We start from the raw sequence: 14,442 nt of genomic DNA, 5'->3' as shown, positions 1-14,442 counted from the left end.
TAAAGTTTTATGGTAAAATATCTATAAAAGAGTTTAACTACTATCTTTGCATTTATCATTTCATTTAAATAATTAAATGATAAATGTATAAGGGAAAGGAAATTCTGATGAAAAAGGTAGTATTATATATAATTTTAAGTATTTTAATAGCAGTTAATATTTGGATAGTTATGTTATTGTTTAATGAATCTAATTTACTATCTAAGTTAAATTTCTATTTAGTTTGGATAGTATCTATTTTAATTGGGGTAATAACATTTATAGTATCTAGAAAATATAAAATTAATAAAAATATTGATATGATTATATTAGTAGTAACTATTGCTTCAATATTATTATTAACAATTATAGGAGGCACATTAATTATAACATCGGCTATTTATTAAGAAAAATAATAAAGTTTATAGGAGGAGAACTATGGAAATCTTTTTTTTGCTTCTATATATTACAATACCTATTTTAGCTCTATATTTTATAATAAGACTTGCAGTTAGTCATGCCATAAAGGATAATTTAGAAAATATTGAATCGGTTATGAAAAGAGCTATTAAGACGAGTATTAACGAAAAAGAGTGGAGAGAAAATAACTAATAAGAGGGGAGAAAATATGGAAATTAACTTGAGACTATTAAATAAATTAGATGTAAATGAATACTGGGAGGTAGGATTTGAAAATCCAGACCAAGAAATGTTTTATTATACTGGAACAACAAACTACCCTACAAAAGAAGAAATAGAATTATTTATTGAGAAATCTATAAATAATGGGGAGAGAAGACATCTACTAATATGTGATAATGATCAAATTCTTGGAGAAGTAGTACTTATGGATATAGATGATGAGTATAAATCATGTAGTTTTAGAATAGCTATATTCGATAAGGATAACTTTAGTAAGGGTATTGGATTAAAAGCAACTAAGAAAGCTTTAGAGATCGCATTTACAGAACTAAATTTAAATAGAGTTGAATTAGAAGTTTTTGATTATAATCCTCGTGCTAGAGCTATGTATGAAAAGGCAGGATTTAAATTTGAGGGAACAAAAAGAGAAGCTCTTTTTATAAATAATGAATTTCATGATGTGCATATGATGGCAATATTAAGTAAAGAATTTAAACATAATTAGAATTAATAAAATCAAATATAAAAAAATTATAGACAGTTTAATTATAAATATGGAGATAAGGAGACATTATCTTGAAATATAAAAATGTTATAAAAGAAATTAGAGGGATTTTTTTAACTATAATAGGGAGCATCATAATAGTAACCGTAGTAAATACAAAGGCTTTAGCTAGTGCTAAGGTTCAGCAGGAATCTATGGAAAATACACTATATAACAATGAAAAACTTATAGTTGATAAATTGAGTTACAATTTTACAGAGCCTAAAAGAGGAGATATTATAATATTTTTTGATCACGGAGAAAAAGGTAATATATTTGAAGAAAGCTATGAATATTTAAAAGAAGTGGCTTCAGTTTCATATAATACTGATACAAGAACAAGACTTGTTAAAAGAGTAATTGGAATACCTGGAGATGAAATAGATATAAAAGGTGGATATGTATATTTAAATGGTGAAAAGTTAGAAGAAACATACGCTAAGGGTACGACCTATAGTAAAGATACTGCACTTTCAGTTAAGGTAAAAGAGGGAACTTTATTTGTATTAGGAGATAATAGAGAGGTAAGTAAAGATAGTAGAGCGTTTGGACTTATTAATATTAATCAAGTTGAAGGAAAAGCAGTATTTAGATTATCACCATTAAATAGATTTGGATTTCTAGAATAAAAAGTGGATTTATCCACTTTTTTATTATGTTTTATTTTAATTATTGCAAATGTATTAAGATTATAAAATTATGTTTAAGTTACAGATTTATTTATATATAATTAAAATTACTATAATTTTCAAGGAAATTAATATTACGAAGGATATTGTGAGAAAAGAAGTTAGAAATAATGAAGAAATACCTTATGTATTCAAAAATAATATTCAAGGATGTGATATGGGTTGGATACTCAAATTATAATTGTTTTAATATTAAACTTTATAATTTCATTAATTGGAACATTAGCCTATTCAGTTAGGTTAGTAGGTGTTAGAACTGGTAAGATAGCTGTTACCTTTGCAGTTTTTAATGTATTGATGCTTGTTTCTAGAACAGCATTAACGTTTCAGACTCCTTTATTAACAAAATTTGTAGAAAGTAATCCTAGTAGTGGAGATTTAATGACTATATTTAATTTAATAATTATAGTTTCAGGAATTGCAAGTATAGCTGGAGCTTTTTTAATACCAACTTTTCAACAAATGTTTAGTAAGGCAGTAAATCATTTTTCAGTAGAAAGATCTATCCCTAAACTTATTATCCATAGTGTTTCAAAGAACGGTATAAAGTATATGAAAGATAGTATAGCAATTCCAGTAAAAGAAAGTTTAACAAGTATAGATTACAGAAGACTTCCTAAAAAGATCTTATTTTATAATTTTATTTCTGTAGCTATTATTACGGCAGGAGCCTTTGCACCAATATATGCAGCAAGTATAGCTCCAGATCTTAGAATGACTTGTTTATCTTTGTCACCAATAATTAATGGAACAGCAACAATACTTACATCAATTTTTATTGATCCACATTTATCTATTATGACTGATGATGTTGTAGATGGTAAATGTAGTGTAGAAGATTTTAGGGCTTGTGTTATAGCTATGGTAGGAAGTAAAGTGGTAGGAACTTTCGTAGCGTTGGTATTATTTGTACCAGCATCATATTTAATTGCTTTTGTAGCTAATTTTATATAAGGTGAGTGAAGAGGAAATGGAGAATAATGAAACTTTTAAAGTTAGTAATATATTGCTTTTAATTTTAGGACTTTTTTGTGCAAAATTATGGGCATATCTATTAAGAGATATAAATATTCCTGAATTTTTTAAGTGGCTTACAGGTATTATAGTAATATTAACTATAATTTTTTCTATAAATAAAATCTATATAGTTATAAATCAAAAGAAAAAATAACTTTAATAGTTTATGTATTCTTATTTAATAAAAATTAAGAATATATTCAAAATTAAGAAGTGGGAAGAAGTTTAAAAATAAGCATGAAATTAAGAACATGAAATTAAGAATAGGTAATAAATATCTTTATATAATAAAAATATTTATTACCTATTAATTTTTATAGAAGTTAAAGTATATTAATTTATTCGTGTTATTGTGTAGCCTTTTTCTTCTAATAATTTTAATATGTTATCATCACCGATAAAATGGCCAGCACCAACTGCGACGGTATGTTTTTTATCATCTTTAATTAATTCATCTATTTTATTTGCCATATCAATGTTTCTATCAGTAATCATTATTTTATAAACTTCTGGGTTATCACTTTTAATCTTATTATTTGATTCTTCAATAAATTCAATATCACCATTTTTATAGGCATTAAGAGAATTTATTGCATAATCAACTTCCTTATCTATATTAGAATCAGAGTAATTATTTATATACTCTTTTATATAATTCCAAGTAAAAGTTTTATTTCCAGCAATAATTTGTGAATCAACTCCCTCCAGTTCATTTATAACTATAGTATCTCTGGCAGCGTTATGTTGCTTCATTTCATTAATCATTAATAAATCTAATCCATTTCCAAGTATACCAGCTTTAGCACAACATAGTTTAGTTAATAAGCTATACAAAGATGGGGGATTTAAATATTTAATACTATCTATATTTAAATTGGGACTTAAAGATTTAAATATAGAAGATAATTTTTCAGTTTCACTTTCAGTTAAATAATTATCTATAGTTTCACCATTTTTTAAATATCCAGATGATTGAGCTTTTTCGATAGTTTCTTTTTCAGATAAATCGAGTTCTACAGATAATACATCAGTTTCATCAATTATTTTTTTAATATCATCATTTAAAAAATTAATTTTATTGTCACCAATATGCATAGTTCCAACTAAAGTTACACTATTAGTTCCATTAGTAGCCTCCCAAATATACCCCCTAGCAGTTTCTTTTTCAATAGCTTTATTATTATTATCACATGCAACTGATATAGATATGAAGAAAGTAATAAGAAAGAAACAAAGAAAATTTTTCAGTTTTAAAATACTTCTCATATATTTTACCTCCTTAAAGTAATTTATTTTATGTTAAACTATATTTTACCATAAATGGTTTTATATTCATAGGAGACTTTATATAATATAACTTACTATATAAGTACTTATAAATTTTTTTAGTAAATTACTATTAAGAGTTTATATTATAGTTTATTATGTTAAAATTAGAAAAAATAAGCTAGTCAAATTGTATTATTAATATTTATGTAAATAATATAGAAATAGGAGAATATTATTATGAAGAGAAAAGTTGTATTATATATTGCAGTAAGCTTAGATGGATATATGTCAAGAAAAAATGGTGATGTAGATTTGCTATAAGATGATGGAGTATCTTTATTTAAATAAAATAGTCTAGAAATAAAATTTAAATTATTAGAAAGTAAAATTTTTAATAGAGTAGTAAAAAAATACTACATAAAAAAGATAATATCTAGCTAAAGATCGATATTTTAGGTTATAATTAAAATATAAATTTTAGGAGGGATACTTATGATAAATAAAATAGGTAAAATAACTATATACGTTAATGATCAAGAAAAGGCAAAGGAATTTTGGACTAAAAAATTAAACTTTGTAGTTAAATTTGAGCAAGCAATGGGTCCAAATATGAAATGGATAGAAGTAGGTCCAAGTGAAGATGAATTCACAACTTTTGTTTTATATAATAAAGAGTTAATGAAAGCTCAAAATCCACAAGCAAATGTAGAGCATCCATCAATAATACTAAGCACTAGTAATATTGAAGAAACATATAACAAAATTAAAGGAAATGAAGTTAAAGTTGGAGAACTTATGAAAATGCCATACGGTTCTATGTTTTCTTTCTTTGATGAAGATGGAAATCAATATTTAGTAAGAGAAGATTAGAGGTTTATAAATAAGGCTTATTATAATTAAATATGATAAGCCTTATTTAATTTACTTTCAAAATATATTATGTATAGTTTTTAAATTTATTATATAATATTAATAGGTAAAATATAGTATAGATATTAAATGGAGGTATAAAAATGAAAAATGCAGAATATTACATAGAAAGTTTAAACATGACTTCACATGTAGAAGGTGGATATTTTAAAGAATCATTTTTATCAAATGATGAAGTAAGAAAAGATAAAAAACTATGGAGTAGTATATATTTTCTTTTAAAGACAGGTGAAGTATCAAACTTTCATAGATTAAAATCTGATGAATTATGGTATTATCATGATGGTGAAGCACTTACTATTTATATGATAAGCCCAGAAGGAGAACTTATAGCAAAACAGCTTGGTATTAATATAGAAAATGGAGAAGTTCCACAGGTATTAGTTCCAAAAGGATATATATTTGGATCTGCAATGAACAATGATGGCTTTGCTTTAGTTGGATGCATGGTTGCACCAGCATTTGAATTTGATGACTTTGAATTGTTTGAAAGAAAAGAGCTTTTAAACTTATATCCAGAGCATGAAGAAACAATATTGAAGCTTACTAGAGAAACAAATAATAATTAATATTTTAACGTTTAAAAGTTATTATAAAGAGAAAGAAAATTATAATAATATTAAAACTAAATGTAAGTCAGTAACTCCAATTATTAATTATATAAAGAATTATCTAAAAAGTGATAAATTTATCTTATTATGAGGTAAGTTTATTACTTTTTTTCTTATAATATATACATAAACTGTAATTATATGGTATAATATGCCTCGGAGTTTATTGAAAATTGGAGAAGTGAAAGAGATGAAGTCTAAAAAACTTATTTATATTATTATTGCAATAGTTATAGTATCGGGAGGAATTATAACAATAAATAGATTTATTGATAGGTTTTATATAGGAAATAATAGAAAAAGTATTTATACAGATAATTCAAAAATAGTAGCATTAAATGATAATTACTCTTATTTATATAAGAGAGGAATAAATGAAAAAGGATATACTAATATGTCCTTTAAGTTTTCAGGGATGGAGACTATTTGGGAAATTAGTTCTAAAAATGATTCAACAATAGATATAGAATTTGATTCTAAAATAGAATCTGGAAAATTTAAAGTAGTATTAATAGATCCAAATGATAATGTTATAAAAGTTTTAGAGCAATCTCAAGAAGGTAGGAGCAAATTTGATATAAAAAAAGGGAATAGTAGAATTAAAATAATAGGAAGTGATTGTAAAGGTAAACTAAAAATAAATATAACTACAAATGAGGAAGAAGATGTAGATATAGTAGATGGTTACTAACAGGAGTAGTTATCTTTACTTTTCCTTTACTTGAAGAAAAATCTATTGAATTATTAGAGTAGCATTAATCTATTTAAGGAATAATAAAAATATAATTTTTATAAGTAGGTGATGTTATGAAAAAATTAATAGGTATGGTTCTAATAATAGTTTCATTTCTGAATTTAGCATTGTGTAAGACATACAGTTTAACTTTAGATGATAATGAATATAAAAACAATATTAAAAGAGATTTATTAGTGTTAATGGTAGCTTATGAAGATGAAATAGAAGATATAGAGGTGTCACAGGATTCTTTTGTTTATTTAATACTTAAGAATGGAAAAAAAGTACTATATGATGATAAAAAGGAAAAAGGAAAAGAAGAGAAGATTTCAAATGCAGATATTCAAGATACTTTAGAAATAATATATCCTTTAAATAGTATTGATTCAGTTTTAGATAATATAGATCCAGCAAGAGGAAGATCCTATTCTTTTCTTAATGTTATCTATGGAAGCAATAGAAACGAAATAGAAAAAAACCTATCTAATTTCTCAACAGGATGTGGAAATATAATGTTTAATAAAAACGCTAAAGCAGGTGAATCTCTTAAAAAATCTTTAAATGGAGCTAAGGAGTTAATATCTAGAGATGGATATGTAAGTAGTTATGTATTTCCCATAAACGGTACATATAATTATAGAGTTATTCAAGATACAGGAAGGCTTAGTCCACATGCTTATGGAATTGCTATAGACTTAAATAGAAACAATGCAGATTATTGGAAATGGGTAGACAAGGCTAAAGGTAGTAAAAGAATAGAAGGATATCCTAAAGAGTTAGTAAAGATATTTGAGGACAATGGATTTGTTTGGGGTGGTAAATGGTCACACTTTGATATATTACATTTTGAATATAGGCCAGAAATAATATTAAAGAGTAAGTATTTTGGGGATTTATCAAAACTAAATGAAGGAAAATGGTATGAAGGCGTCCCTATAGATGAAAAAATCGAAAGAATTATAAAAATTATAGATTGCAAAATAATCTGATGTCATGCAAAGCATGACATTTTTTTTGAAATAAATTATATTAACCATAGCCATAAAACAAGAATAAATTAAGATACATGTAATTTAATGATGATTGTTTAAAAAAATGAGAACTTATAAAAATGCAATTAAAAATATTTTATTGTATAATTAAAAAATGAGCGATTAAGAAAAGATAAAATATTGAGTTTTTAGAACTTTTAAGGGGAGTAGATTTGTTAAATGAAAGTTATTAAAAGAGATGGAAGTATAGTTGAGTTCGACAAGGGGAAAATAAGGGATGCTATTTCTAAAGCAATGAAGAATGGAAGTGGTATTTACTTAGCTGATATAGCAAAGCTTATAGCTAGTGATGCTGAAAAATATTTTAGCAAGCAAGGAGATACCCCAACTATACATAAAATAGAGTCTTATGTTTATGATAGATTAGTTCATTATGGACAAATCGTAACGGCTAAGTCATACGAAGGATATAGAGCAGTACAAGAATTTAAAAGAAATACAAATACAACAGATGAAAGTATATTAAGTCTTTTAAATAAAACAAATGAAGATGTTATAAAGGAAAACTCAAATAAAAATTCAGTTATAGCAGCGACGCAAAGAGATTTAATTGCAGGTGAAGTTTCAAAAGATATATCAAGAAGAAGACTTATACCAACTCATATTGTTCAAGCGCATGATGAAGGAATAATACACTGGCATGATATGGACTATACTCTTTCTAATATTTTTAATTGTTGTTTAATTAATTTAGAAGATATGTTAAATAACGGTACAGTTATAAATGATAAATTAGTAGAAACACCAAAATCTTTTAGCACAGCATGTACTGTTACTACTCAAATAATGGCTCAAGTTGCGAGTAATCAATTTGGGGGTCAAAGTATAACAATAAAGCATCTTGCTAAATTTTTAAGAGTTACTGAAGAAAAAACATATAAAATGTATTTAGAAAAATATAATAATGAAGAGCTTGCAAGAGAGTTAGCTAAAGATATGAAGCTTAAAGAGTTAAGAGATGGTGTTCAAACCATAAGATATCAATTATCTACCTTACAAACAACAAATGGACAGGCTCCTTTTAGTACAATTTATCTAGAGATTGAAGAAGGTAATGAATACGAAGAAGAAATGGCTTTAATTTGTGAAGAAATGATAAAGCAAAGATTAGAAGGAATGAAGAATTATAAAGGTCAAGAAATAGGAGAAGCCTTCCCAAAGCTTGTTTATTTACTTGATGAACATAATTGCCTAGAAGGTGGAAAATACGATTATATAACTAAATTAGCTGCAAAATGTACAGCAAGAAGACTTGTTCCAGACTATCAATCAGCTAAAATTATGAGAATGAATTATGAAGGAAATACTTTCCCACCAATGGGATGTAGATCACATTTAAGCCCATGGAAAGATGAAGAAGGTAATTATAAGTGGTATGGTAGATTTAATCAGGGTGTAATTAGTTTAAATTTACCTCAAATTGGAATAATAGCAGATGGAGATATGGAATTATTTTGGGATATGCTAAATCAAAGATTAGAGCTTTGTAAAGAAGCACTTTTAACTAGACATAATATGCTTCTTGGAACTTCCTCAGATGTATCTCCAATTCATTGGCAACATGGTGCAATAGCAAGATTAGAAAAAGAAGAGAATATTGATAAATTACTTAAAGATGGATATTCTACATTATCATTAGGTTATGTAGGTATATATGAAATGGCACAAGCTATGCTTGGAGAAAGTCATACAACAAAAGAAGGAGAAAAGTTTGCATTAGATGTAATGAATCATATGAATAATGCTTGCCAAAAGTGGAAAAAAGAAACTGGCTTAGGTTTTAGTTTATATGGAACACCAGCAGAAAATTTAATATATAGATTTTGTAGATTAGATAGAAGTAAATTTGGTATGATTCCAAATGTAACAGATAAGTTATATTATACTAATTCTTATCATGTTCATGTATGTGAAGAAATTGATGCATTTAGTAAATTAAAATTTGAATCTCAATTCCATAATATAAGTTTAGGTGGGTGTATTTCTTATATTGAAGTTCCTGATATGAGTAAAAACTTAGATGCTATAGAACAGATAATTAGCTTTATATATCATAATATTCAATATGCAGAAATAAATACGAAGCCTGATGTATGCTATAAGTGCGGATACACAGGTGAAATAAAACTAGATGATAATTTAAAGTGGCATTGTCCATCTTGTGGAAATAAAGATGAAGCTGAAATGCAAGTAATGAGAAGAACTTGTGGATATATAGGAACTAATTTCTGGAATAAGGGCAGAACTGCTGAAATTGGAGACAGAGTTCTTCATTTATAATTAATAATGATCCCCCTAAAGTAAAAAAGCGTATTTATAAATATGTTATTTATTTTAGGGGGAAAAATTAAACTAGTTTTTAGGTTTAAGGGGATGCTAGAATGAATTATGCTAAAATAAGAAAATTTGATGTTAGCAATGGACCTAACATAAGAACAACTTTGTTTGTAAGCGGATGTACTAATAATTGCGAGGGTTGTTTTAATAAAGAATTACAGAATTTTAATTACGGTAATAAGTGGACAAAAGAAGTAGAAAATGAGTTTATAGAATATATAAAAGATCCTAATGTAAAAGGGGTAAATATATTAGGTGGAGAACCTATGGATCAAATCCATGATAGAGATTTAATTAATTTACTAAAGAGAATAAAAGAAGAAACTGGGAAGAGTATTTGGCTATGGTCAGGATATTTATACGAAGATATAATAAAAGATAATAATAGAAGAGAAATTTTATCTCTAGTTGATATTATAGTAGATGGTAGATTTGAAATAGATAAAAGGGATATATCTTTAAGATATAGAGGATCAAGTAACCAAAGAGTAATAGATGTTTTGCAGAGTCTTAAGAATAATAAAGTAATAGAAATAGAACTTTAAATTTCTTATTAAATAATAAAGGGCATTTAGTTTAATAAAGATAATTTTACTAAATGTCTATTTTTATATAATATATTGATAATTATTATAAAATTTTGACAATATATAAAGAATATTTTGACTAAAAACACGCTATAATGGATAATTAAATTGTATTAAATTTACAATATGGGTGAGGTGGAGCTATGGTTAAAAATTTAAAAGTTAGAGTTAAAATATTTATATTAACAACAACTCTAACTATTATGATGCTTATTATAGGTGGGATTGGAATATTCCAAATTAATAAGGCAGATGAAAGAATGCAAAAGATGTATAATGAAAATTTTTCTTCAGTAATAAGCCTAAGTAATAGCATAAATGAAGAGAGAAGTATCGAATCAAGTATATACAAAATAATTTTAAATACTGACAATAAAGCTTTTCAACAAGAAGAGTATGATGAAATTATAAAAAGTCAAGAAAACTTTGATAAAAACTTTAGCAATTATAAAAATATAGATATTGATGAATATTCAAGTAAAGCAATAATAGGATTAGAAGATAAAATAAAACCATATAGAGAAGAGCAAAAAAAGATTATTGATTTAGCTATGTCAGGTAATGCTTCTGAAGCCAAGAAGAAGTTTGAGGAAATAGAATTAAATTTTGGAGAAGGCTTTAGATATCAGTTAAACAAATTAGCAAACTATAGTAATACCTTAGCGGAAAGTATAAAAACTGAAAATCAAGAAGCTGTACAAAAACTTATAGTATTATTAATTATAAGTATAATATCAGTACTTTTAATAGGAATAATAGCAGCGGCTATTATAACAAGAAATATAGTTAAACCTCTTAAAATAGCTGTAAATGAAATGGAAATAATTTCAAAAGGTGATTTTTCAAGGAAAATAGATAATAAAATTTTAAATAGGAAAGATGAGCTTGGTGTTATATTAAAGTATATAAGTACAATTCAGGAATCCTTAAGTAATTTAATAAGTAGTGTAAAACTAGAATCTAAAAATACAGAAGTTTCAATTGTAAACATAAACAATAATATATATGATTTAAATACAGGATTAGAAAATATGGCTGCTACTTCAGAAGAAATAACAGCAGTAATGGAAGAAACGTCAGCTTCAACTCAAGAAGTAGGACATTCTATACAAAATATAGAGAAGTCAGCAGAGTTAATTGCAAATAAAGCAAATGATGGTTCTAAAATAGCGAGTGAAATAAGTAAAAGAGCTTTAGATAATAAGAGTTTTGTTAGCTTAGGACTTGAAAACACAAACAATATTTTAGGTGAATCTAAAGATATATTAAGAAAAGCAATTGAGCAAACAAAAGTAATTAATAAGATATACCAGTTGTCAGAGATTATTATAGAAATAACTGAACAAACAAATCTTTTAGCTTTAAATGCATCAATAGAAGCAGCTAGAGCAGGGGAAGCCGGGAGAGGATTTGCAGTTGTAGCAGAAGAAATAAGAAAGCTAGCAGAAGCATCAAAGGATTCTGTAATAAAAATAAAAGAAACAGGCATGGATATTTCAAATGCGGTAAATACTCTTATAGACAGTTCAAATAACTTAATTAATTTTATGGATGAAGATTTACAAAAAGAATTTTCTAATATGATAGCAGTTACAGAAACATATGGAAAAGATGGAGTGTTAATAGATAATATTGTAAAGGAATTCAATAAAATTTCAAGCGACTTATTGTTATCTATTAAGGAGATTTCAGATATAATGAATGGAGTTTCTAAAGCTACAATAGAGGGAAGTAAAGGAATAACTAGTATTAGTAATAAAATTGTAGAAGCTAGTAACAAGTCAGATAAAACCATGATAAATTCAAATACAGCAAAAGAAAGCTCTGAAAATTTGAAAAAATCTATAGATATATTTAAGATAAGAGAATAGTATTAAAAAGGATAATATGAAAAATAAATTTATTTTCATATTATCCTTTTTAATTACGTTGGATTAATATCATATTTGTAGCTAAATAATATTTCCTTTTTTGAGTTAGGTTGCATTACCGTTTGGAAACAAGGGTTGCCATTCTTATCTTTATCATAATTATCAGTAGAAAAATCCATTTGCCAAGGAGAAAAAATTGGTTCACATATTTTTATATTAATAGCTTCTTGTTTTGTATTAGTAAGTATATATTGTACTTCTTTAAAGATATAATCTTTATATTTTTGATAGTTTATTACATTTCTTTGAGAAGTAACATCAAAGGCATTTCCAATAATAAAGGAAACCTCCCTATCCTTAGCAATATCTTTTATAGAGCTTCCACCTAAAAATTCAAAATTACCGTCATAACCAGTATAAGTGTTTATACTACCAGAAGGCAGAGGAAAGCCTAAATTATTATCAGTTGTATTTTGAAATTTAATTATAATATTAGCATTTACATTATTGTATCCGAAATCATAAAGTTTATTGTACTTTACATTTTCACTAGAAAAATTTTTTATTCTTTTTAGTGTATTATTAGTAAGTTTATATTTATTAGGAACTGTGTAAATATAATAATCAGACATTTCTTCAATTGGAGTAGTGTAGCTTTGCAATTCTGTAGATTTAATAGATTTATCATGAAGAACTAAACTTTTATAATCTAAGTTAACATCTCCTGCAACAAATTTTAAAGTTACATTGTCATAGTCTATACCAGATTTATTTATTAAGTTAAACCATGAGTGAATTGATAATACTTCTTCCTCTAGGATTATTACATAGCTACTATACCACTTAATGTTATCAGTTAAATAATATGTGGTTATTTCTCTTGACTTAATACCATCACCTTGAATCAAAATTGAATTAGGTATTAAATTTTCACAACTATTGCAAGGCAATATATCAAGATTTTTTTTACTGTTACAACAAAGATAGTTAAAGTTCATTAAAATATCATTCATACCTATAACAACAACAGATGTCTCGTTTATAAATTTACTTATATCAAAATACTCAATAGTAACATAAGAAGAAGGATCTATTTTACTTTTAAGAACTTCTCTTGTTTCATTTATAAGTGCTACATTATTATAAACTGTTATTGAAAGATTTTTATTTTGTAAGTTTGTAGACTTTATATACATTAAAACCCCTTATAATAATTGATTATATTAGTATATTAGTATAATGAATATTATAAGGTGAATATATTTAGTATATAAATAGACATAACTAAAATAATCCATAAGGTTTATATTACCTTATGGATTATTTTGGTTATTTATTTAATAATTCTTTTACATAGTTAGGAAGCATAAAAGCACCTACATGTAAATCAGTATTATAATATTTAGTTGATAACCCTAAAGCACTCCAACTATTAGCATCAAAGTCTTTTATAGGATGTAATTCTTTAGATGCAAAGCAGAACATCCAATGACCAGAAGCATATGTAGGCATGTGATATTGATATGCTTCACAAATATTAAAGATTCCTTTTAATTTACTAAAGGATCTTTTCATTTCTCTTGCATTATGTGGATAATAAGGGCTTTCACATTGATTTATTAAGATTCCTTTTGATGTTAAAGCATTAAAGCAATCTTTATAAAATTCTGTAGTAAATAAACCTTCTCCAGGTCCAATTGGATCAGTTGAATCTACTATAATTAAATCATATAAATTTTCTTTTCCCTTTACAAATTTTATTCCATCTTCAAAAAATAAATTAACTCTTTTATCATCTAATTTATTTGAAGTAAATGGTAAGTGTTCTTTTGAAGCTATAACTACAGCTTCATCTATTTCAACCATATCTATATTTTCAATAGTTTCATATCTAGTTAATTCTCTAACAGTGCCACCATCACCAGCACCTATAACTAATACATTTTTTATATTTTTATTAGTAGCCATAGCTACATGAGTTATCATTTCATGGTAGATAAATTCATCTTTTTCTGTAACCATTGTCCAGTTGTCAATTACAAGTACTCTTCCAAATTCATAAGTATCTAAAACGTCTATTTTTTGAAATGGACTTTGATGTGAGTACAAGTGATTTTTAACTTTCATAGAAAAATTTACATTTTGGGTTTGATTTTCTGTGTACCATAATTCCATATC

16 protein-coding genes are annotated in these 14,442 nt (G+C 25.8%); 13 read left to right on the top strand and 3 right to left on the bottom strand.

The annotated features are described in order from the left end of the window. Nucleotides 1–107 precede the first annotated feature (107 nt). The 6 genes from ACH36K_RS14055 (at nucleotide 108) to ACH36K_RS14030 (ending at nucleotide 3,025) form a co-directional block, all read left to right on the top strand. Nucleotides 108–386, top strand: a complete 279-nt coding sequence (locus ACH36K_RS14055) for a hypothetical protein (RefSeq protein ID WP_411168237.1) — start codon at nucleotides 108–110, stop codon at nucleotides 384–386. 31 nt (nucleotides 387–417) lie between these two features. Next, nucleotides 418–591: a hypothetical protein gene (locus tag ACH36K_RS14050; RefSeq protein ID WP_411168236.1), complete on the top strand. Its 174-nt coding sequence runs from the start codon at nucleotides 418–420 to the stop codon at nucleotides 589–591. A 16-nt stretch (nucleotides 592–607) separates the two neighbouring features. Beyond that, complete coding sequence (locus ACH36K_RS14045; protein WP_411168235.1) at nucleotides 608–1,126, top strand: GNAT family N-acetyltransferase; 519 nt, start codon at nucleotides 608–610, stop codon at nucleotides 1,124–1,126. Between the two features lie 71 nt (nucleotides 1,127–1,197). After that, a complete protein-coding gene (lepB, locus tag ACH36K_RS14040) occupies nucleotides 1,198–1,794 on the top strand; it encodes a signal peptidase I (protein ID WP_411168234.1) in 597 nt (198 codons plus the stop codon). Nucleotides 1,795–2,016: 222 nt separating this feature from the next. Continuing rightward, the gene (locus tag ACH36K_RS14035; RefSeq protein ID WP_411168233.1) at nucleotides 2,017–2,808 is read left to right on the top strand and encodes a lipid II flippase Amj family protein; all 792 of its coding nucleotides are present in this window, start codon (nucleotides 2,017–2,019) and stop codon (nucleotides 2,806–2,808) included. A 16-nt stretch (nucleotides 2,809–2,824) separates the two neighbouring features. Then, nucleotides 2,825–3,025 (top strand): hypothetical protein, encoded by a 201-nt coding sequence (locus ACH36K_RS14030; protein ID WP_411168232.1) that lies wholly within the window; start codon nucleotides 2,825–2,827, stop codon nucleotides 3,023–3,025. 179 nt (nucleotides 3,026–3,204) lie between these two features. Here the strand turns inward: ACH36K_RS14030 and ACH36K_RS14025 are convergent, their stop codons facing one another. After that, nucleotides 3,205–4,137: a TraB/GumN family protein gene (locus ACH36K_RS14025; protein WP_411168231.1), complete on the bottom strand. Its 933-nt coding sequence runs from the start codon at nucleotides 4,135–4,137 to the stop codon at nucleotides 3,205–3,207. A 495-nt stretch (nucleotides 4,138–4,632) separates the two neighbouring features. On the opposite strand from ACH36K_RS14025, the gene ACH36K_RS14020 reads away from it, so the two are divergent. The 7 genes from ACH36K_RS14020 (at nucleotide 4,633) to ACH36K_RS13990 (ending at nucleotide 12,264) form a co-directional block, all read left to right on the top strand. Further along, nucleotides 4,633–5,010, top strand: a complete 378-nt coding sequence (locus ACH36K_RS14020; protein ID WP_411168230.1) for a VOC family protein — start codon at nucleotides 4,633–4,635, stop codon at nucleotides 5,008–5,010. A gap of 143 nt (nucleotides 5,011–5,153) precedes the next feature. Further along, on the top strand, nucleotides 5,154–5,639 hold the full coding sequence (locus ACH36K_RS14015; protein ID WP_411168229.1) for a cupin domain-containing protein: 486 nt from the start codon (nucleotides 5,154–5,156) through the stop codon (nucleotides 5,637–5,639). A gap of 232 nt (nucleotides 5,640–5,871) precedes the next feature. Continuing rightward, complete coding sequence (locus ACH36K_RS14010; protein ID WP_411168228.1) at nucleotides 5,872–6,372, top strand: hypothetical protein; 501 nt, start codon at nucleotides 5,872–5,874, stop codon at nucleotides 6,370–6,372. A gap of 116 nt (nucleotides 6,373–6,488) precedes the next feature. Further along, the gene (locus ACH36K_RS14005; protein WP_411168227.1) at nucleotides 6,489–7,406 is read left to right on the top strand and encodes a M15 family metallopeptidase; all 918 of its coding nucleotides are present in this window, start codon (nucleotides 6,489–6,491) and stop codon (nucleotides 7,404–7,406) included. Nucleotides 7,407–7,628: 222 nt separating this feature from the next. Further along, complete coding sequence (nrdD, locus tag ACH36K_RS14000; protein ID WP_411168226.1) at nucleotides 7,629–9,749, top strand: anaerobic ribonucleoside-triphosphate reductase; 2,121 nt, start codon at nucleotides 7,629–7,631, stop codon at nucleotides 9,747–9,749. Between the two features lie 101 nt (nucleotides 9,750–9,850). Further along, nucleotides 9,851–10,351, top strand: coding sequence for an anaerobic ribonucleoside-triphosphate reductase activating protein (gene nrdG, locus ACH36K_RS13995; RefSeq protein ID WP_411168225.1), 501 nt, complete (start codon nucleotides 9,851–9,853; stop codon nucleotides 10,349–10,351). Nucleotides 10,352–10,536: 185 nt separating this feature from the next. Next, nucleotides 10,537–12,264, top strand: coding sequence for a methyl-accepting chemotaxis protein (locus ACH36K_RS13990; RefSeq protein WP_411168224.1), 1,728 nt, complete (start codon nucleotides 10,537–10,539; stop codon nucleotides 12,262–12,264). Between the two features lie 53 nt (nucleotides 12,265–12,317). On the opposite strand, the gene ACH36K_RS13985 is transcribed toward ACH36K_RS13990, so the two are convergent. Beyond that, complete coding sequence (locus tag ACH36K_RS13985; protein ID WP_411168223.1) at nucleotides 12,318–13,460, bottom strand: DUF4139 domain-containing protein; 1,143 nt, start codon at nucleotides 13,458–13,460, stop codon at nucleotides 12,318–12,320. Nucleotides 13,461–13,593: 133 nt separating this feature from the next. Further along, nucleotides 13,594–14,439, bottom strand: coding sequence for a polyamine aminopropyltransferase (gene speE / locus ACH36K_RS13980; protein WP_411170709.1), 846 nt, complete (start codon nucleotides 14,437–14,439; stop codon nucleotides 13,594–13,596). Between the last annotated feature and the right edge of the window lie 3 nt (nucleotides 14,440–14,442).

The sequence above is a fragment of the Clostridium sp. MB05 genome, from assembly GCF_046581255.1.
In the GTDB taxonomy this organism is placed as follows: Bacteria; Bacillota; Clostridia; order Clostridiales; family Clostridiaceae; genus Clostridium.
Note: the sequence above shows the minus strand (reverse complement) of the source record. Positions and strands in the feature narration are given on the sequence as shown.